The organism is Sulfitobacter dubius (assembly GCF_900113435.1).
Lineage (GTDB): Bacteria > Pseudomonadota > Alphaproteobacteria > Rhodobacterales > Rhodobacteraceae > Sulfitobacter > Sulfitobacter dubius.
The window spans coordinates 990,775-1,008,422 of the sequence record NZ_FOPG01000001.1 but is presented as its reverse complement, the minus strand read 5'-3'; the positions used below and the strand labels follow the sequence as shown (position 1 = coordinate 1,008,422).

20 protein-coding genes are annotated in these 17,648 nt (G+C 61.4%); 2 read left to right on the top strand and 18 right to left on the bottom strand.

Translation table 11 applies throughout. The features are described from left to right. Positions 1–16: 16 nt before the first annotated feature. From BM229_RS04955 to cysG, 8 genes are all read right to left on the bottom strand, one after another. The gene (locus tag BM229_RS04955; RefSeq protein ID WP_093926533.1) at positions 17–670 is read right to left on the bottom strand and encodes an SDR family NAD(P)-dependent oxidoreductase; all 654 of its coding nucleotides are present in this window, start codon (positions 668–670) and stop codon (positions 17–19) included. A gap of 65 nt (positions 671–735) precedes the next feature. Further along, entirely contained in the window at positions 736–996 is a 261-nt protein-coding gene (locus BM229_RS04950) for a pilus assembly protein PilZ (RefSeq protein ID WP_093926532.1), read from the bottom strand. Positions 997–1,186: 190 nt separating this feature from the next. After that, a complete protein-coding gene (locus BM229_RS04945) occupies positions 1,187–2,035 on the bottom strand; it encodes a ferredoxin--NADP reductase (protein WP_093927221.1) in 849 nt (282 codons plus the stop codon). A 68-nt stretch (positions 2,036–2,103) separates the two neighbouring features. Continuing rightward, positions 2,104–2,532: a DUF934 domain-containing protein gene (locus BM229_RS04940; RefSeq protein WP_093926531.1), complete on the bottom strand. Its 429-nt coding sequence runs from the start codon at positions 2,530–2,532 to the stop codon at positions 2,104–2,106. Then, positions 2,529–3,320, bottom strand: coding sequence for a phosphoadenylyl-sulfate reductase (locus BM229_RS04935; protein WP_093926530.1), 792 nt, complete (start codon positions 3,318–3,320; stop codon positions 2,529–2,531). Before BM229_RS04935 ends, BM229_RS04940 begins: the two co-directional genes overlap by 4 nt. Then, a complete protein-coding gene (locus BM229_RS04930; protein WP_093926529.1) occupies positions 3,310–4,986 on the bottom strand; it encodes a nitrite/sulfite reductase in 1,677 nt (558 codons plus the stop codon). Before BM229_RS04930 ends, BM229_RS04935 begins: the two co-directional genes overlap by 11 nt. Next, a complete protein-coding gene (locus tag BM229_RS04925; protein ID WP_093926528.1) occupies positions 4,986–5,282 on the bottom strand; it encodes a DUF2849 domain-containing protein in 297 nt (98 codons plus the stop codon). The genes BM229_RS04930 and BM229_RS04925 overlap by 1 nt, the downstream gene beginning before the upstream one ends. A gap of 1 nt (position 5,283) precedes the next feature. After that, positions 5,284–6,678, bottom strand: a complete 1,395-nt coding sequence (cysG, locus tag BM229_RS04920; protein WP_093926527.1) for a siroheme synthase CysG — start codon at positions 6,676–6,678, stop codon at positions 5,284–5,286. 144 nt (positions 6,679–6,822) lie between these two features. Here cysG and BM229_RS04915 point away from each other — a divergent pair, with 144 nt between their 5' ends. Further along, positions 6,823–7,284 (top strand): Lrp/AsnC family transcriptional regulator, encoded by a 462-nt coding sequence (locus BM229_RS04915; protein ID WP_007120312.1) that lies wholly within the window; start codon positions 6,823–6,825, stop codon positions 7,282–7,284. Between the two features lie 45 nt (positions 7,285–7,329). Here BM229_RS04915 and tpiA read toward each other — a convergent pair whose 3' ends face one another. From tpiA to BM229_RS04865, 10 genes are all read right to left on the bottom strand, one after another. After that, the gene (gene tpiA, locus BM229_RS04910; RefSeq protein ID WP_093926526.1) at positions 7,330–8,079 is read right to left on the bottom strand and encodes a triose-phosphate isomerase; all 750 of its coding nucleotides are present in this window, start codon (positions 8,077–8,079) and stop codon (positions 7,330–7,332) included. An 83-nt stretch (positions 8,080–8,162) separates the two neighbouring features. Beyond that, positions 8,163–8,525, bottom strand: a complete 363-nt coding sequence (locus BM229_RS04905; protein WP_067265014.1) for a HesB/IscA family protein — start codon at positions 8,523–8,525, stop codon at positions 8,163–8,165. A gap of 54 nt (positions 8,526–8,579) precedes the next feature. Beyond that, a complete protein-coding gene (locus tag BM229_RS04900; RefSeq protein WP_093926525.1) occupies positions 8,580–9,293 on the bottom strand; it encodes a DUF3307 domain-containing protein in 714 nt (237 codons plus the stop codon). Between the two features lie 114 nt (positions 9,294–9,407). Continuing rightward, on the bottom strand, positions 9,408–10,025 hold the full coding sequence (locus BM229_RS04895; RefSeq protein WP_093926524.1) for a hypothetical protein: 618 nt from the start codon (positions 10,023–10,025) through the stop codon (positions 9,408–9,410). A 117-nt stretch (positions 10,026–10,142) separates the two neighbouring features. Then, a complete protein-coding gene (locus BM229_RS04890) occupies positions 10,143–11,354 on the bottom strand; it encodes a glycerophosphodiester phosphodiesterase family protein (RefSeq protein WP_093926523.1) in 1,212 nt (403 codons plus the stop codon). 187 nt (positions 11,355–11,541) lie between these two features. Further along, on the bottom strand, positions 11,542–11,904 hold the full coding sequence (locus BM229_RS04885) for an SUF system Fe-S cluster assembly protein (protein WP_093926522.1): 363 nt from the start codon (positions 11,902–11,904) through the stop codon (positions 11,542–11,544). Positions 11,905–11,999: 95 nt separating this feature from the next. Beyond that, on the bottom strand, positions 12,000–13,382 hold the full coding sequence (rimK, locus tag BM229_RS04880) for a 30S ribosomal protein S6--L-glutamate ligase (RefSeq protein ID WP_093926521.1): 1,383 nt from the start codon (positions 13,380–13,382) through the stop codon (positions 12,000–12,002). A 68-nt stretch (positions 13,383–13,450) separates the two neighbouring features. Continuing rightward, positions 13,451–15,103 (bottom strand): mechanosensitive ion channel family protein, encoded by a 1,653-nt coding sequence (locus tag BM229_RS04875; RefSeq protein ID WP_167360194.1) that lies wholly within the window; start codon positions 15,101–15,103, stop codon positions 13,451–13,453. A 100-nt stretch (positions 15,104–15,203) separates the two neighbouring features. Continuing rightward, the gene (locus BM229_RS04870) at positions 15,204–15,479 is read right to left on the bottom strand and encodes an NfeD family protein (protein WP_093926519.1); all 276 of its coding nucleotides are present in this window, start codon (positions 15,477–15,479) and stop codon (positions 15,204–15,206) included. Continuing rightward, positions 15,479–16,357, bottom strand: coding sequence for an SPFH domain-containing protein (locus tag BM229_RS04865; protein ID WP_093927220.1), 879 nt, complete (start codon positions 16,355–16,357; stop codon positions 15,479–15,481). Before BM229_RS04865 ends, BM229_RS04870 begins: the two co-directional genes overlap by 1 nt. Before the next feature lie 127 nt (positions 16,358–16,484). Between BM229_RS04865 and tgt the strand changes: the two genes are divergently transcribed. After that, positions 16,485–17,612, top strand: a complete 1,128-nt coding sequence (gene tgt, locus BM229_RS04860; protein WP_093926518.1) for a tRNA guanosine(34) transglycosylase Tgt — start codon at positions 16,485–16,487, stop codon at positions 17,610–17,612. Positions 17,613–17,648: the final 36 nt, after the last annotated feature.

The following is a 17,648-nucleotide window of genomic DNA, read 5'->3' as shown; positions in this document are numbered from 1 at the left end:
GCCGGTGCCGCGCAGTTCAGGAGGCGGAGTTTTCCGACAGTTGCGCCAATACCGCAGCGGCCTGCGTGGCTGTGTCGCTGAGCGCCGCGCGGTCCTCACCGGGGAAGAAGCGCGCGCGGGTGGCGGTGGGCATCGGGTCGGGGGTGAGGATATGCACGCGCGGGCCGATCTGCGCGGTCTCGACCTGCCAAGAGGTCGCTAGCGCGATCTGCGCGGCCTTGGTAGCCCCGTAGCTGCCGAAGAATTTCGTCCCCGCCCTCGGATCGTCAAAGAAGACCGCCGTGCCATCGGCCCCCAAAAGCGGCGAGACGAAGGTGATCAACCGCGCGGTGGCGGTGACGTTTCCGGCGATGGATTTCTCCATATCCTTGGCGTCGATGTGATCGGTGGGCGTTAGCGGAGCAGCGTGAACGGCGCAGTGCAGCCAAAGGTCGAGCCCGCCCCAGCGGTCATGGATGCCCCGGCACAGCACGGCCATGGCATCGGCGTTGGTGATGTCCATCGGGGCCAGCGTGGCGCTGCCGCCCTTGGCTTGGATGCGGTCATCCAACTCTTCCAGCGCGCCGGTCGTGCGACCGACCGCGATGATGTGATGGGTGGGGGCCAAGGCCTCTGCCAATGCGGCGCCAAGGCCGCGCGATGCGCCGGTGATCAATGCTGTCTTGCTCATGACCGCGATGTGCACTGCCCCGCGCGGCAGGTCAAGAGGCGCGGTGCCGCGCCTCCTTGGACGTGTTAGCTTTGCGGCAATCGCAGCACCTTGTTGCCGCGACGGCTGGACAGCACCAGCGCGCCTTGCCCAATTGCCGCGACAACGCCACCTGCGACTTGATCGCCCACGCCGACGCGGGAAATCTTGCCGCCGCCTTCGCGGATCAGGGCCCCGGGCGTCGTTTCACTGCCGAAGATGCCAATCAGCGCGGTGCTGGACAGATCGGCTTTTTCAGTTGCCAGATCGGAGACTTTCTTTGGGGTCGGGGTCCCAGTGCTCGCCATGATGTGCCTTTCGCCTTTGATTGCATTTCGCGCGGCGGTCCCCCACGCTAGAAAGCCGTCAGCTAACGCCTGCCGCAGTGCAGCGGAAGGGGGCGAAATTGGCGTGCGCAGGGTTCTGCCAGATCGTCGGCAAAGGGGCGCCGACGATGCATGGTGTAACGTTGCGACCTTTCGGAAGGCTTAACTTGGCCTAACCGACAAAGGCTTTTTCAACGACGAAATGTTGTGGGTCGGAATTGGCACCCTCGGTCAGGCCAAAGCCTTCGAGAATCTCCATAATATCCTTGTTGAAGCCCAGACTGCCGCAGACCATGGCGCGGTCATGAGTGGCGTTGATCTGCGGAACGTCCAAATCTGCAAATACCGTTCCATCCTGCAAAAGGTGCGTGATGCGGCCCATCTTGGGGCTCTCTTCGCGGGTGGTGGTCGGATAATAACGAATCTTGGCAAGGTTGTCGGTGCCGATCAACTCTTGCATCAGCTCGTCGGCCTTCAGCCCTTCGATCAACTGGCGGCCATACTCCAGTTCCGCCACATCGCGGCAGGTGTGGGTGACGATGACCTCGTCGAATTTCTCATAGGTCTCGGGTTCGCGCAGCAGGCTGGCGAAAGGCGCAAAGCCGGTGCCGGTGGCGAACATCCACAGCCGGTCGCCCGGCAGCAGCGCATCATGGACCAGCGTACCCACGGGCTTGGGCCGCAGGATGATCTGATCGCCGGGCTGGATGTGCTGTAGTTTCGAAGTCAGCGGGCCGTCCTGCACTTTGATCGAATAGAACTCCAACTCATCGTCCCACGCGGGCGAGGCGATGGAATAGGCGCGCAGCAGCGGTTTTTGCTTGCCCGTCTCGGGCTGCGGATCGCCCATCAGGCCGATCATGACGAACTCGCCCGAGCGGAAGCGCAAGGACGCGGGCCGCGATACCCGGAACGAAAATAGCTGATCCGTCCAGTGGGTGACTGAGGTCACGGTCTGGGCGTCGGGCAACGTCGGGACGGGCTTGGCGGCGGTTTGGTTCACTGTGCTTTGCTCGGTCATCATGGTTTCCGCAAATCGGTTTGCGGCCTCTACTTATGGCATGGAAGGGGGGAGGGCAATGAAGCGGCCTATTTGGCCGCCGCTGCCTGTGGGGAGGCTCCGCGAAGGCGCGACTGATAGTCATGGGCCTGCCAATCGGCGCGGGCCAGCCATTGGTCCTCAGGTTGACGCGCGGCCAGATCCTTGTCGATCTCGACCTCATCAAAACCCGCGCGGCGGGCCATGGCGTATTGGTCGGCCAGCACATGCCCGCGGGCGCGCAAACGGCCCTTGTAGCCGCGGAGGCGCAGAACGCGCGCGATGGTAAAACCGCGCCCATCCGCGAAAGAGGGGAAGTCGACGCGGATCATCTCGAGCGCCGGGGTCAGCGTGAGGGCATGGGCATCGGCGTCAGAGGCTAGATCGACGGCGCGGCAATCATTCGCCGCACCCTCCTCGCAATAGCCATGGGTCCAGTCGTCGGCGGTGAAACCTGTGTCGGTTACGAGTACGCTCATGATTTGTCTCCTGTTCGGACCACTTTGCCGTTTACAAAATGGATGCCGCATTCTTCTTTGTTCTGATCGCGCCAGCGTCCGGCACGCGGGTCTTCGCCGGGTGCCACGGGCGAGGTGCAGGGCGCGCAGCCGATCGAAGGGTAGCCCTTGGCCACCAGCGGATGCCGGGGCAGGCGGTTCTCGGTGATGTAATCCGCCACATCCGAGGTTGCCCAATAGGCCAGCGGGTTCACCTTGATGCGCGGGGCAGCACCATCATCGGGGATCTCGACTTCAAAGAACTCCAAGGTCGCGCGGCTGCCCGATTGAAAGCGCTTGCGCCCGGTGATCCAGCCGTCATGGCCCGCCAGCGCGCTTTGCAGGGGCCGGGTCTTGCGCAGGGCACAGCAGGCGTCGGTGTCATACTGATGCAGCGTGCCATCGGGATCCTGTGCCGCGATCTCTTCGCTGCGCAGGGTCGTGACATTGCGCAGGCCCAGCCGCTCGCTCAGCTCCTGCTGGTAAACCAGCGTTTCGGCAAAGAGCATTTCGGTGTCGATAAAGAGCACCGGAATATCCCGCGACACCATGGAGGCAAGGTGCAACAGCGCCACCGACTCCGCGCCAAAGCTGGAGACGAGGGTGAGGTTCTCGATCTCAGCATCGGCGCGGCGGATGACATCCGTGGCCCCGTGGTGGCGCAGGTCGGCATTAAGCCGCGCTACCTTTTCCTCGACCGCGCGCAGCCCCTCGGGGGACGGCGCAGCGGTATTTGAAAAAGGATGAAGTTCAGGGGTGTCAAGCGGCATTGGCCTGATCCTTGCTGGCCGTCTCAGGGTAAAGCGCGGCCTTGAAGGGGGCGAGGCCGAGGCGGCGGTAGGCTTGCAGAAAGGTCTCCGAAGGATCGTTACGCAGGTCGAGATAGCCCAGAACGAGGCGTTCGATGGCCGGGATGATTTCCTCAGCCGAGAAACCGGGGCCTGCACGTTCACCGATGCTGGCGTTCTCAGTGCCGTCGCCGCCGAGCGTGATCTGATAGTTCTCCACGCCCGCACGGTCGAGGCCGAGGATGCCAATGTGGCCCACATGGTGGTGGCCGCAGGCGTTGATGCAACCGGAGATTTTTATTTTAAGCGGGCCGACGTCATGCTCCAGCTTCAACTCGTCGAAGCGGGTGGCGATCTCTTGGGCGATGGGAATCGAGCGGGCGGTGGCCAGCGCGCAGTAGTCCATGCCGGGGCAGGCGATGATGTCCGAGATCAAGCCGATGTTGGCAGTGGCGAGTTTTGCCTCTTTCAGCGCGGCATGCAGTGCGGGCAGGTCGCTGCGGTGCACATGGGGGAGGATCACGTTTTGCTCATGGCTGATGCGTAGCTCATCATGGCCAAAGCGGCGGGCAAGGTCGGCCATCACGCGCATCTGATTTGCCGTCGCGTCGCCCGGCGTGGCGCCGTGGGCCTTGAGGCTGATCGAGACGATGGCATAGCCCGGCGCGCGGTGCTCGGCGAGGTTGGTGTCAGCCCACGCGCGGAAGACCGGATCGTTGGTATAGGCGGACTCGTAGGCCGCGAGCGAGGCGGTTTTGAACTGGGGGGCGGCGAAATCAGATTCGATGCGCGACAGCACTTGTTGATCAACGCCGGTGAACTGGCTGCGGATCAGCGCATATTGCGCGTCGACGCGGGCGCGGATGTCTTCGATGCCGTTCTCGTGGACGGTGATCTTGATGCGCGCCTTATACTTGTTGTCGCGGCGACCGAGCACGTTGTAGACGCTGACGATGGCTTCGAGCGTGGGCAGCAGATCGTCGGCACTGACGAAGTCGTAGAGCACCTTGCCGATCATCGGGGTGCGGCCAAGGCCGCCGCCGACGATGACCTCGAATCCTTGCTCCCCGTCGCGCTCGACGATGCGCAGGCCGATGTCGTGGGCTTTGATGACTGCACGGTCGGCGGCGGCACCGGTGACGGCGACCTTGAATTTGCGCGGCAGGAACTGGAATTCCGGGTGGTCGGTGGACCACTGGCGGATCAACTCGGCCACGGGGCGGGGGTCGGCGACCTCATCGGCGGCGGCACCGGCGAAATGGTCGGCGGTCACGTTGCGGATCGTGTTGCCGGAGGTTTGGATCGCGTGCAGGTTCACCTCGGCCAGCGCGTCGAGCATATCGGGCACGTCGCGCAGCTCGGGCCAGTTGTACTGGATGTTCTGGCGCGTGGTGAAGTGGCCGTAGCCCTTGTCCCACTGCTCGGCGATACGGGCGAGCTGGTCCATCTGGGCGCTGTTGAGCGTGCCATAGGGGATCGCCACGCGCAGCATATAGGCGTGCAGTTGCAAGTAGAGGCCATTCATCAGGCGCAGCGGTTTGAACTCATCCTCAGTGAGCGAGCCATCGATGCGTCGCTCGACTTGGGCGCGGAACTGGGCGTTGCGCTCGGCGAGGAATTTATCGTCGAATTCGGTATAGCTATACATCACAGGGTCTCCTGTTTGCCGTGGGCGTAGTTCGACGGGCCTTTGGCGCGGAACTCTTCGCGGAAGTGTGTGGGGCGGGGGCCGCCCGCTTCGGGGGCCACATCGGCGAGGTAGACGCCGACGACCAGATCCTGCTGGCTCAGCGCGTCGATCAGGCGCAGATCGGCGTCGGCCTCATCGGTGAGGACTTCGGCCTCGGAAAGGCTGCGGGTCCAGCCGGTGGCGGTTTGGTAGACAACGTCGCCTTCGAGCAGCGCATTGGCGGTGATGACCTTGGGGGTGAAAGGCTTGGGCATATCAGGCCAGCTCCTCTAGCGGGGTTTGGGTGGCAGCTTGGACGGCGGCGCGCGGGGCGAGGCCGTAGAAGGTGAGCGCGGGGCCGGTCATCTCGGCATCGGCCAGATCGCGGGGCAGATCGTTCAGCGTGGTCGACAGCACCCGTTGATCGGCGCGCGAGGCGTTTTCGATCACGGTGACGGGTGTGGCGCGGTCGGCCCCGTGCATCAGCAGGCGGCCTTGGACAAAGCGGGCAGATTTCTTGCCCATATAGATCGCGGCGACCTCGTTGGGACGCGCGAGGGCGGCCCAGTCGTGATCGGCGAAACCTTTCATGTCATGCCCGGTCAGAAAGCGGACCGAGGCATTGCGGCCCCGTTTGGTCAGGCTTTGACCGATGCCCGCCACAGCGGCAGAGGCGGCGGTGATGCCGGGCACGATGTGCCAGCCGATGTCATGGGCGTCGACCGCGTCGATCTCTTCGTCGAGGCGGCCAAAGACGGTGGCATCGCCGGATTTCAGCCGCACCACTTGCGCGCCGCTTTGGGTGTGTTCGACCAGCAGGGTGTTGATGTGCTCCTGGGCCGTGGAGGGGCCAAAGCCCTCTTTGCCCACGTCGATCATCAGTGCTTCGCGGCGGGCGAGTTCGAGAATCTCGGGGCTGATCAGGCGGTCGTAGATCACCACATCGGCCTCATCCAGCGCACGTCGGGCTTTGAGCGTCAGCAGTTCCGGATCGCCGGGGCCGCCGCCAACGAAAGCCACATGACCTGCGCGGGCTTCGCGGGCGAGGTGGGTCTGCAGCAGGTCTTTCAACGCCGGGCGCACGCTATCCTTGCCCTCGGCCATGGCGCGGGGGCCAGCGGCAAAATAGTAGTCGCGCCAGAAATCGCGGCGCGCGCGGCCCATGGGCAGGGCGTCGGCGAGCTTGCGAAAGCCTTTGCCGATCCGCGCCAGCGGGCCGAGGGTGACGGGCAGGCGTTCTTCAAGATCGGCCTTGATGGCGCGGGCCAGCACCGGGGCGGCGCCTTCGGTGCCGATGGCCACGGTCACCGGGTCACGGTCGACGATGGCGGGGGTGATGAACTGGCTGTCGTGCAGATTGTCGACGATGTTGACCAGCACGCCAGCCGCGCGGGCAAGGGACGCGTTTTCGGCATCCAGCGCGTCATGCTCATCTGCCGCATAGAACAGCAGGGCACCGGGGAGGTCGGCAGCGCTGAGCGCGCGGCGGTGCAGGGTCAACTTGCCCGCCGCCTGCCACTCCACGATCTCAGGCGCAGGGTTCGGCGCAAAAATATGCAGTTCGGCGCGTGTCTTCATCAATAGGCGCAACTTGGCCAGCGCCGCTTCGCCGCCGCCGGAAAGGAGGATCTTTTTCTCGCTCGTGGCGAGGAAGATGGGAAAGTGATCCATGATGCGCCCTGTATTCTGTTTGACGTGACCTCATATATAGGAAATATTCCCGATAATTGGCTAGTTGCTGGCGCAGATAAGAACGTGTGTTCGCTTTAGTCGTGGGTTGAGTATGAACGTCCTGCCGGGACGAGAGAGAAGAGAATGACTGTCCGAATTGATGAGACCGACCGGAAGATTTTGGCGCAGCTGCAACGGGATGCGAGCCAATCGCTGGACGATATCGCCCGCGAAGTGGGCTCTTCAAAGACCCCGGTGTGGAATCGGATCCGCAAGCTGCGGGAGGCCGGGGTGATCGGACAACAGACCGTGGTGCTGGATTCCGAAGCGCTTGGGTTTGAGGCGTGCTTTTTCGTGCTGATCCGCACCTCGGAGCATGAGGCAGCGTGGCAGGCGGCGTTTCTGAAGGCGTTGCAAGACCGGCCAGAGGTGCAAGAGGCGCACCGGCTGGCGGGGGATATCGACTACATTCTAAAGGTACGGGTCAAGAATGCGCGGGCCTATGATGTGTTCTATCAGGCGCTGATTTCGGAGGTGAAGGTGCACAACGTGACGGCGCTTTTGTCGATGGAAGAGATCAAATCGACGACGATGCTGCCGTTGTAAAACCTTGGGGCGGCGCATCTTTTCAGATGGCCGCCCCGGTTGTTTTCAGGACTGCGCGAGCGCTGCGACGATGGGCGCGAAGTCCGCGGCCTTGAGGCTGGCCCCGCCGACTAACGCGCCGTCGACATTCTCCACTGCAAAGATCTCGACCGCATTTGTTGCTTTCACCGAGCCGCCGTAGAGCAGGGGAAGCGCATTGCCGATATCTGCACCGAAACGACTGATGAGGCGCGTGCGGATGAAGTCATGCACTTCTTTGATCTGCGCGATGCTGGGCACTTTACCGGTGCCGATGGCCCAGATCGGCTCATAGGCGATCACGGTATTTTCCGCATCAACAGCATCGGAGAGGGAGCCGTCAAGCTGGCCCCCGATGATGTCGAGCGTTTCGTCCGCGTCACGCTGTGCCTCACTCTCGCCGATACAGACAATGGCGGTGAGCCCGGCAGCCCAAGCGGCGCGGGTCTTGGCTTGCACATCAGCGTCGGTCTCACGGTGCGCATCGCGGCGTTCGGAATGGCCAAGGATCACATGGGTCGCGCCGCTGTCGGCCACCATGGAGGCGGAAATATCGCCCGTATAAGCGCCCGCATCTTCGGCATGGCAATCCTGCGCACCGATCTGGATCGGGCTGCCGTGGGTCGCGTCGGTGGCGCGGAACAGCAGGGTGCTGGGCGGGCAGATCACGACCTGTGGCGGGTTTTCGGGCAGGCCCGTGGCAAGGCTGTGAAGTTCTGCCAAAGAGGCGGCGGTGCCGTTCATTTTCCAGTTGCCGGCGGCGATTTTGGGGCGCATCGGTTCCGTCCTGATCTGTTGATATTGTTAGATCAGTTCGCAGGCCCGTGGCCTTTCGTCAAGGCCGGGGCAGATCGGCACGCTTACTTCGCGCCGAGGCTTTCGTCGAATTTGATCGATTCGCCGCACCCGCAGGCTTCGGTCACATTGGGATTGCGGAACTTGAAGCCGGACTCGAGCAGCGTTGTCTCATAGTCGATCTCGGTGCCGAAGAGGAACATCTGCGCCATCGGTGCGATCATCACGCGCGCGCCATCTTGCTCAACCACCTCATCGTTGGGGTCGGTCGCTTCGACATATTCCATGGTGTATTCCATGCCCGCACAGCCGCCTTTTTTGACGCCAATGCGCAGCCCCGCATGGCCCGCCGATTGCATCAACTTTGCAATCTGACCAGCGGCTTTGGGGGTCATGGTGACGGCTTGCTTGCCGGGTATGCCAAACATCAGAAATTCTCCTATGCCGCCAAGATAGGGGTGCGGGGCGGCGATCTCAAGCCGTCAGAAGGAATTCATTGCAGCCTTGGTAGCAAAGGCCGCGATAAGCGCCCAGCCGAAGGACGCCAGCGTGCCGATAATGACGTATTCGCTGATTTTTTGGTTCTTTTTCACCGTGTCGAACCGCAGAATCGATTTTGCCGCGATGAGAAAGCCGATGCCCGCAGGCTCTCCAATCATAACCATGAGGAAAATCAGGGCACGTTCCAGCAAACCGATGATACGGCCCGCATTATCAAGCCCATCGGGCTGGGCCTGCGCTTTGTGGGGGAGCATAAGGCCACCCACCGCTGGGCCACCTGCAAGGGTGGCGATGATTAACCCCGCGAGGAAGAGGGCGGGCGGAATAAGCGTTGTGCTATGGGCGGCCCAGATGCCACTTGCGAAAGCCTCAGGCAGATAGAGGGCAAGGAGGGCGATGGTGACAAGATGCGCGGCCTGATCGGTGAGGTAGGGCCAAGGCCGCTCACGGTGGCGCGCAGGCACGGCGTAGGTTTTGGCCGCGTCAATCGCTACATGAGCGAGGGCAAGAAAGGCGGCGGGGATGGGGCTACCGCCAAGAGCCAGTGCCGTCAGGGCAAAGACAATGACCCCATGCAGCAAAAGGACTTGGGGTTTGCGTTTGGCGGTGACCATCGCATTGGTTTGAAAGACGAAATCCGCTAGCAGATGGGCGAGCAGGCAAGCGAGGGCGGTGGCGATGGCCTGTTCGGTCATAGGGGGTCCGGCTGTTGGTGGTTGTTGTCATTTGAAAAGCCGTAGCGAGCGATGGCAAGGGTCTTTCTCTACATGAAATACAGGTTTATTTGGCTGTAATTATAAATAACAGCTTTAAAGGGCTGTTTGTCGATCTTCCAGTACGTCGCAAACCTCTCGTAACTCATCGATCCCCGCCGCATCGACATGACCCTGCACGCTTTGCTGGGTGAGGTCGAACTGCTGGGCGAGGCTGGCTTGCACAGGGGGCTCGGGGGCGAGCATGTAATAGGCGACATCGGCCTGCCTGACCGTCCACCCGCCTGCGATCCGGTCAGCAAGGGGGAGAGCCGTGCGCAGGGCGGGCGGGGCATCCGGCGCATGCATCCGCCGCGCGCGGGGCATCGTATCAAGTGCGTGGCCGGAACGGACCAGCGCCGCCCCGTCGGCGCGGGAGAGGTCACCGCCGGCGAAATGCGCATCTCCCAGCCCGATCCCGAAACGCGTGTCTGCGGTCTTGCCACAACGGCGCACGGCAGCGCGCAGGACGAGGGCCGCGCGAAAGGTGAACTGAGGCGTCACGGCCATTTGCCAGCCGTCACCGCGAAAGCGGGTTATACGTGTGGGCTGGTCTTGCCACGTTGCGACGGCGTCGGCGGCCTCCTCAAGTCGGGCAAAAACCGTATCCAGCTCCGCGCGTGTCATCGCAGTGGATTTCACGATATCGCCGGTAAAAATTGCCCAAGTTTCCATGGCTTGCCTCTTGTTTCCCGCAATGTCGCAGGAAGGCGAAACCCATGCAAGCCCGGCCAAAGAAAAGGGCCGCCCGGTGAAGGGCGGCCCTGAAAGCGATCTAAAGTAGTGGGCGGATCAGAGGCCCATGCAGTTCGCGTAATAGGTCACGGTCGCGGGCCAGTCGGAGAAGACACCGGCCACGCCCACGTCTTGGGCCAGCACATCCAGCGCCACCAGATAGTCGCTATCGTCTTTCACCACGTCGCTGATTGATTGGAAGTACCAGCCGCCACCGGAGGCCAGCGGGCCGGAGCGTTCCAGCGTCCATGCGATCAGGGTCAGACCCGCCTCTTTCGCGGCCATGGCATAGTCAGAGCCCGCGATTGCGCCGTCCTTGTTGGTCATTAGCATGTTCAACGATGGAGCGAGGTAATTCACGCCCTTGGCTTTCAGATCGGCGAAATCTTCTTTCCATGTTTCTGGGTTCTGCTCATCAAAACCATCGGACCATTCAACCAGATAGACGGCCTGCTTGCCGAATTCGGGCGTGTTCTCAACCCAGTAGAGCACATCGTCGAGATTGAAGGACTGCGGCCAGACGTCAGAGGCGGGGATGCCTGCAGCGACATATTCATCCACAAGTTTCTGCGCGTAGTCTTCCTGAGAGAAGCCGTCATGGGGCATCTCTACGGAGGGGGATTTAAGCTCTGGCGTGAATTTCGCACCGAGGGATTTGAACAGTTCGATCGATTCCGCATGGGTCATCAGATCGGCTTTGTCGCTGTAAAGCTCAGTGCGCCAATTCGCGACACCGCCCTGATAGTCCTCGGCGGTGGTGGCGGTCTTGTCCGCGCTGTCCATCTTGGGGGTCAGGGTGCGAAACTCTGCCAAAGTGATGTCAGAGGTGCGACATTCGGCGTTGGCGGGCGTGTCGCCCGAAGCAGCGGTAAAGCCGGTGGTGCATTTCTCGGCCAGATCGGAGACGAGGATGTTCGTGGTGGTGTGCAGATCGTTTTGCGCGTGGCGGCAGACCAGCTCATGATCGGCAGTAAAGGTCACATCGCATTCTAGAATGCCCGCGCCCATCCGCGCGGCGGCGACGTTGGATTGCACGGTATGTTCAGGGAACATCAGTGGCGCGCCGCGGTGGCCAATGGAGAAATCGGACTTGGAGGCATCTTGGCCCATGCAGGAGGCCAACTTGTCCTTCAGATCGCCGTCGGGCAGCTTATCGATAAGATAGGCTGGGCGGGGGCCGTATTCGACCGGTATCGCGGTGGCGTGAGCCTCGGCCAGCGCCATGCCGGGCGCGAGGACCAGAGCGGCGAGAGAAACAAGTGTACGCATAATGGTGTCCGTTCGTGAATGAAGTTCTGGGGCTTCTATGGGTGCCCTTTGTTACGGTTTCACGACGGTCTGATGTCAGTCAAATGAACTATGCGCCGGGGATGCATTCGGCGGAAAATGGCCAAAAGAAAACGCCGCCAATGTCCTGCATTGACGACGTTTTTTGTTCACTCTGCGGAACGGGTGCTTACATGAAGCCCAGTTCGAGGCGGGCTTCGTCGGACATCATGTCCATGCCCCAAGGCGGTTCCCAAACAAGGGCCACATCGACCTGCTTGACCCCCGCAATCGGTTCGACCGCATCGGCAACCCAACCCGGCATCTCACCTGCCACGGGGCAGCCGGGCGCAGTCAGCGACATCTTGATGTCGACTTCGTTTTCATCGTTGATGTCGATGGTATAGATCAGGCCCAGTTCGTAGATATTCACCGGGATCTCAGGGTCATAAACCGTGCGACAAGCCTCGACGATCTGCTCATAGAGCGGGTGATCGGTGGAAGAGGGCGCAATCAGCGGCGTCCCTTCAAGCGGTTGGGTCTGTTCGGTCATCTCTCGCCTCGCATCATTCTCGACATTTTATATAGGGATAGGGACGCGGGCCGTAAAGTGCGCGCGGCGCTGCGGCTACGGCAGCGCCATCCCCTTTACCCCGTTTTGCGCCGCCGCGCAGGCTGCGGTTTCACGCGGGCTTCGATCTCATCATAGACCTTACCGACGATATCCTTGCTCGTCGCCTTCTCGATCCCCTCGAAACCGGGGGAGGAGTTGACCTCTAGCACTTTCGGTCCGGTTTCCGAGCGTAGCAGGTCGACCCCGGCGATGCCAAGGCCAAAGGCCCGCGCGGCGCGCACGGCGGTGTCGCGTTCCTCTTTCGAAATCCGCACCACTTTGGCCGAACCGCCCCGGTGCAGGTTCGAGCGGAAATCGCCCTCCGCCCCGGTGCGCTTCATGGAGGCGACGACCTTGCCCGCCACCACGAGGCAGCGAATGTCTTCGCCGGCGGCTTCCTTGACGAAATCCTGCACGAGGAAGTTGGCGCGCAGGCCGCGGAAGGCGTCGATGACACTCTCGGCAGCTTTCTTGGTTTCGGCCAGCACGACGCCCTTGCCTTGGGTCGACTCCAGCAGCTTTACGATCAGCGGTGCGGTGCCCACCAAAGCCATCAGGTTTGAAGTGTCTTTGGGCGATGCGGCGAAAGCCGTGGTCGGCATGCCGATCTTTTTCGCAGCCAAGACCTGATGCGCGTGCAGTTTGTCACGGCTGGCGGTGATCCCGGCAGAGCCGTTGACGCAATAGGTGCCGATCGTCTCGAACTGGCGGATCACGGCGGTGCCATAGGGGGTGATCGACGCGCCGATGCGCGGAATTACGGCGTCATAACGGGGCAGGCGCTTGCCGTCGTAATGCACTTCGGGGGCCAGTTGGTTGATCGCCATATAGCAGCGCGTCGTGTCGATGACCTCAACCACATGGCCGCGGGCTTCGCCAACCTCGACCAGACGGCGGGTTGAGTAGTTATCTTCACGACTCAAAACGGCGATGCGCAGCGCGCGCTGTGGCGCAGTGTGGCGCAGGCTCGCGGTGTGGTAGACGTCATAGTTCAGGTCCGGCTGCAAACGCCGCTCGGTCGCGGAGATGTTGATGTGTTCCGTCAGCGCCTGACGGCCCAGCAACATGCGGCTTGTCATGCCCGCGCGGTTGGTCAGGGTGACATCGATAGGCCAGCTTTGGCCGTTCACTTCCAAGGTTGTGGCAATCACGAAACGATGCTCGGATTCGCCGTTGGAGGAGGTCACCTCGCGCCGGTCGATGATCGGCGCCGAACAGGTGATGGAGATGTCTTCGCGGCCCGAGATCGGGTGTACATTAAAGCGGACCTTGGGCTTGGACGCGGGGCCAAAGACTTCAATATCATGGGCATGCAGCGCTGAGGTGCGCGCGCCAGTGTCTACTTTGGCTTTGATCGCGGGCAGGCCAAGATCGGGCAGGGCGACCCATTCTTCCCAGCCAAATGTGAGTTTTTCCATTACCTGCTCCTTGGGTCATTGGTCTGCCTGCCTAACCTGCGGCAGGGATCGCTTCAAGCGGTGCTGTGTTACGGTTTGCCCATATCTGCAGGCGCGGGGGGCAACATGCGGACGTCGTCTTCTTTCTCCATCCGCGCCGCGGCGGCGAGGAGCTCTTCGCGCACGCGGCACTCTATATCCCAGAATGTCGCCGCGTTGTCGGTGGGCAGTTCAAAACGCACCTTGATGCCGAATGCGTCTTGCTCAAGCACATGGACCTTGGCCCTGTCCATCGGTTTGACGTCATTGGGGTCTTCGCGGGCCAGAATGTCAAAGAACACGCGGCGCAGGGCGGCCACATCAGCATTCTGCGAAAGGGTCAGGATGATGGGTCGGACCATGGCGTGATTCTCAATTGACCAGTTTTCAAAGGCGTCAGAGACGAAATAGCTAACCGGCACAATCAAACGCGTGCCGTTCCAGTTCAGCAGTTGTACATAGGTGAAATGGATTTGCTCTACCGTGCAGAAATGCCCTTCGAAGATCAGTTGATCGCCAATCCGGGCGGAGCGGTTCAGCGCGATCTGAATAGAGGCGAGGATATTGCCCAGAACCTCACGCGCGGCGAAACCCAGAACGATGGTCACCGCACCAGCAGAGGCCAGCAGTGACAGGCCGATGGTGTTGTCTGCGTTGCTCGAGACAAGGATCACGCCTGAGGCCACCAGTACCGCGATCACGATCACCCCTTTGCGGGCAGCGGCGATCGTGGTGGCGATAGAGCGCATATGCGCGTTCATCGGATCGGCCAGCTCATAGGCGTTGTTGGGGCTGATCCGGTCAAAGATTTCGTCAAAGGTAAAGACGATGGCGAGGGTGGCAGCAGTCACATAGGCAATCATCAAGATCGGGCTCAGCACCGCGTCGATGAAGCCGGATACAACCAGCACGCGGCTGGTGGCCGTGCCGATGATCGCGGCGCAGAGCACAATGGCTGCGGGCCAGCGGAAGGACCGCAGTACAAAACGCATCCAGCGGCGTTTGGCCACTTTGCCTAGACGGCGCATGAGGCCAAATGCGAACCAACCTGCGGTCAAGGCCACCACCAGCAACAGCGGCAGAAACAGCACCTCCCACAAATACATGCCCCAAAATGCCCGTATCCGAAGCCAATCGGGCAACATCGTTTCAATCTCCGTCGGCCCGTACTGGCCGTGAAGGTGGGGAATGTTATCAACGCTTTGCCGCGAGAAGACCCAGACAGGTTCAGCATCTTCGCCCGGTTTGATGCGGTTCAGCCGCAACGGCACGTCATGGCCACCAAGCTCCAAGCGGTCAATTAGCAGCGACCGTCGCACCCGCCCCGTGTCATTATCCTCGGCAGAGCCAGAGAGCCACCCGTCGGGCCGATCCGCCAGCCTGCGCCATGGCACGACGACCTTTCGTTCCATCAACACCGACAATTGAAAGGCGCGTTCTGCACCAACTACCGCCTGCTCGGATTGAGGCAGGTCCGATAGGTCCAAGATATGAGCCGCACTGGAGTAGTGGCCGTTGTCGGTTAGGTAGATAAAACTCTCAAGCGCGGCCATGGGGGTGCCGCGATCCAATATTCCGGGCGCGGGCGGCAGGCCGGGGTTCAGTTCGTTGGTTTGAAACCATCCCTCCTGTGCCTGACCCGTGGCAGCGCCGGAAAGCAGAGCCAGCGCCAGCACAAATGCCCCCGTAAGACGAGGAACCACAGACGCAAAAGCGCGTAGGAGTATGGCAAGCCGCTGCATGAATAGGGCAATGTAGCGGGGGTTTGCGCAAATCAAGGCTGCGCCGCCGTTTTGAATGGGTTCAGTTCTCGTTAATGTCGCGGGTCACGATCCGCGCCCCGCTGGATTGACGTTTGAACAATACGCGCAGCGCCATCCATGCGACCAGTGATAGAACCGCGAAAACCGCCAGCAGCAGCGCGACATTGCCGGGTGCCCAAAATGCCACGACCAATGCCATCGCCAAGGCGCCAAGGGCAAAGCCCAAGAAGATCCAGCCGGGAAGCAGCAACTCAACCACGCCAAGCGCCAATGCGGCGCAGACCCAGACCCACCAAAGTGTTAACCAAGCGGCCATCAGCCTTTGCCCTTAAGCAATTTAAACGCATCGCCAAAGGCTTCCAGTGCCTGCGCAGGAACCACAATGGTTTGAGTGCCCGACCCCTTGCCCATGGCGTTGAGGGCATCAACCTGTTTCAGGGCGATCTGGTATTGCGCCGCCTCCAGCCCGTTTTCATTGATCGCGGTGGCCACGACCTGTGTGGCATAGGCCTCGGCATCGGCCAGAATGCGCCGCGCCTTGGCGGTCTGCTCCGAGGCATAAAGCTCGGCTTCGGCGGCAAGTTCAACTGCGCGTTTGCTGCCCTCGGCTTCGGTCACCTGCGCACGGCGGGCGCGTTCGGCATTGAGCTGCTGCATCATCGCGGCGCGTGTCGCGGCATCAAGGTTCACATCGAGGATCTCGGCACGGGTGACCTCAATGCCCCAACTGTCGACCGCATCTTCGACGCTGGCCTTTATCGTGGTGATAAGCTGGCTGCGATTGGCCTGCACCTCGTCCAGATCCATCTTGCCGATCTCGGCCCGAACAATCCCGGCGACGGTGGTGGAAATGGCGCTGTCAACATTACGGATGCGGTAGACGGTCTTCTCCGGCTCGGTGATGCGGTAAAAGACGGATGTGTCGACCTGCACAAGCACGTTGTCGCGGGTGATCGCATCTTGGCTGGCAGTGGGCAACTGACGCTCTAGGATCGAGATTTTATGCGCCACGCTGTCGATGAATGGCACGATCATATTAATCCCCGGGCCCAAGACCGCGCGCAACCGGCCAAAGCGTTCGATCACATGCTGTTCTGATTGTGGTACGATTTTTACTGATTTGAGGATCAGGATAACGACCAGCAGCGCCAGCAAAAGCCAAGCAAGGTTGTTCTCAAGCAGGCCGATCAGCATGTCTTCGATGTTCAAGATAATGGTCCTTTGACAGGTATAACTTTGTGCAATTCCCTGTATTTTACATTTATTGCATGTTCCACGCCACTGGTTTATCGCCCCAGTCGCAGCCAGAGAGGGCCAGAGTATGACCAGCACCGGATTCACCAAACACGCGCAGGACGGCAAGGCACGCAGCGGCGTGATCCAGACCCCGCGCGGCGAGATCCGCACGCCCGCCTTCATGCCCGTGGGCACGGCGGCGACGGTCAAGGCGATGATGCCCGAAAGCGTGGCCTCGACGGGTGCGGATATCCTGCTGGGCAATACCTATCACCTGATGCTGCGCCCCACGGCAGAGCGTATCGCAAAGCTAGGCGGGCTGCATAAATTCATGAACTGGGACAAGCCGATCCTGACGGACAGCGGCGGCTTTCAGGTGATGAGCCTTGCCGGGTTGCGCAAGCTGACCGAACGCGGCGTGACTTTTAAAAGCCATATCGACGGCTCCAAGCACGAAATCACGCCGGAACGTTCGATGGAGATTCAGGAACTGCTTGGTTCCGACATCGTCATGTGTTTCGACGAATGCCCCGCGCTGCCCGCTGACCGCGACCGCATCGCCAGCAGCATGCGCATGTCGATGCGGTGGGCCAAGCGCAGCCGCGAGGCGTTTGGGGACCGCCCGGGGCATATGCTCTTTGGCATCCAGCAGGGCGGGCTTGAGGAAGACTTCCGCAAAGAAAGCGCCGAGGCGCTGTGCGAGATCGGTTTTGATGGCTATGCCGTCGGTGGTCTGGCCGTGGGGGAGGGGCAGCAGGCGATGTTCTCCACCCTCGATTTCTCGAACGACATGCTGCCAGAGGACAAGCCGCGCTACCTGATGGGCGTGGGCAAGCCTGACGATATCGTGGGCGCCGTCGCTCGCGGCATTGATATGATGGACTGCGTGCTGCCCAGCCGTTCGGGGCGCACGGGGCAGGTGTTTACCCGGATGGGGGTGCTCAACATCAAGAACGCGCGGCACATGGATGATCCGCGCCCCTTGGATGAGAATTGCAGTTGCCCGGCCTGTCAGAACTACTCTCGCGCCTACCTGCATCATGTTTTCCGCAGCCAAGAGATCATCTCGTCGATGCTGCTGACATGGCACAACCTGCAATATTACCAAGACATCATGGCCGGCATGCGCGAGGCCATCGCGGCGGGGCGGTTTGCCCAGTGGCAGGCCGACTTCCACGCAGGGCGCGAGCAGGGCGATATCGACCCGCTTTGATCTAATGCTCACGCGAAATTGTGTGGGCATGCCTTG

Bases quoted from the DNA above. Each gene is read 5' to 3' on its own strand.
- BM229_RS04955 (WP_093926533.1), bottom strand. From the start codon at position 670: ATGAGCAAGACAGCATTGATCACCGGCGCATCGCGCGGCCTTGGCGCC.
- BM229_RS04950 (WP_093926532.1), bottom strand. From the start codon at position 996: ATGGCGAGCACTGGGACCCCGACCCCAAAGAAAGTCTCCGATCTGGCA.
- BM229_RS04945 (WP_093927221.1), bottom strand. From the start codon at position 2,035: ATGACCGAGCAAAGCACAGTGAACCAAACCGCCGCCAAGCCCGTCCCG.
- BM229_RS04940 (WP_093926531.1), bottom strand. From the start codon at position 2,532: ATGAGCGTACTCGTAACCGACACAGGTTTCACCGCCGACGACTGGACC.
- BM229_RS04935 (WP_093926530.1), bottom strand. From the start codon at position 3,320: ATGCCGCTTGACACCCCTGAACTTCATCCTTTTTCAAATACCGCTGCG.
- BM229_RS04930 (WP_093926529.1), bottom strand. From the start codon at position 4,986: ATGTATAGCTATACCGAATTCGACGATAAATTCCTCGCCGAGCGCAAC.
- BM229_RS04925 (WP_093926528.1), bottom strand. From the start codon at position 5,282: ATGCCCAAGCCTTTCACCCCCAAGGTCATCACCGCCAATGCGCTGCTC.
- cysG (WP_093926527.1), bottom strand. From the start codon at position 6,678: ATGGATCACTTTCCCATCTTCCTCGCCACGAGCGAGAAAAAGATCCTC.
- BM229_RS04915 (WP_007120312.1), top strand. From the start codon at position 6,823: ATGACTGTCCGAATTGATGAGACCGACCGGAAGATTTTGGCGCAGCTG.
- tpiA (WP_093926526.1), bottom strand. From the start codon at position 8,079: ATGCGCCCCAAAATCGCCGCCGGCAACTGGAAAATGAACGGCACCGCC.
- BM229_RS04905 (WP_067265014.1), bottom strand. From the start codon at position 8,525: ATGTTTGGCATACCCGGCAAGCAAGCCGTCACCATGACCCCCAAAGCC.
- BM229_RS04900 (WP_093926525.1), bottom strand. From the start codon at position 9,293: ATGACCGAACAGGCCATCGCCACCGCCCTCGCTTGCCTGCTCGCCCAT.
- BM229_RS04895 (WP_093926524.1), bottom strand. From the start codon at position 10,025: ATGGAAACTTGGGCAATTTTTACCGGCGATATCGTGAAATCCACTGCG.
- BM229_RS04890 (WP_093926523.1), bottom strand. From the start codon at position 11,354: ATGCGTACACTTGTTTCTCTCGCCGCTCTGGTCCTCGCGCCCGGCATG.
- BM229_RS04885 (WP_093926522.1), bottom strand. From the start codon at position 11,904: ATGACCGAACAGACCCAACCGCTTGAAGGGACGCCGCTGATTGCGCCC.
- rimK (WP_093926521.1), bottom strand. From the start codon at position 13,382: ATGGAAAAACTCACATTTGGCTGGGAAGAATGGGTCGCCCTGCCCGAT.
- BM229_RS04870 (WP_093926519.1), bottom strand. From the start codon at position 15,479: ATGGCCGCTTGGTTAACACTTTGGTGGGTCTGGGTCTGCGCCGCATTG.
- BM229_RS04865 (WP_093927220.1), bottom strand. From the start codon at position 16,357: ATGCTGATCGGCCTGCTTGAGAACAACCTTGCTTGGCTTTTGCTGGCG.
- tgt (WP_093926518.1), top strand. From the start codon at position 16,485: ATGACCAGCACCGGATTCACCAAACACGCGCAGGACGGCAAGGCACGC.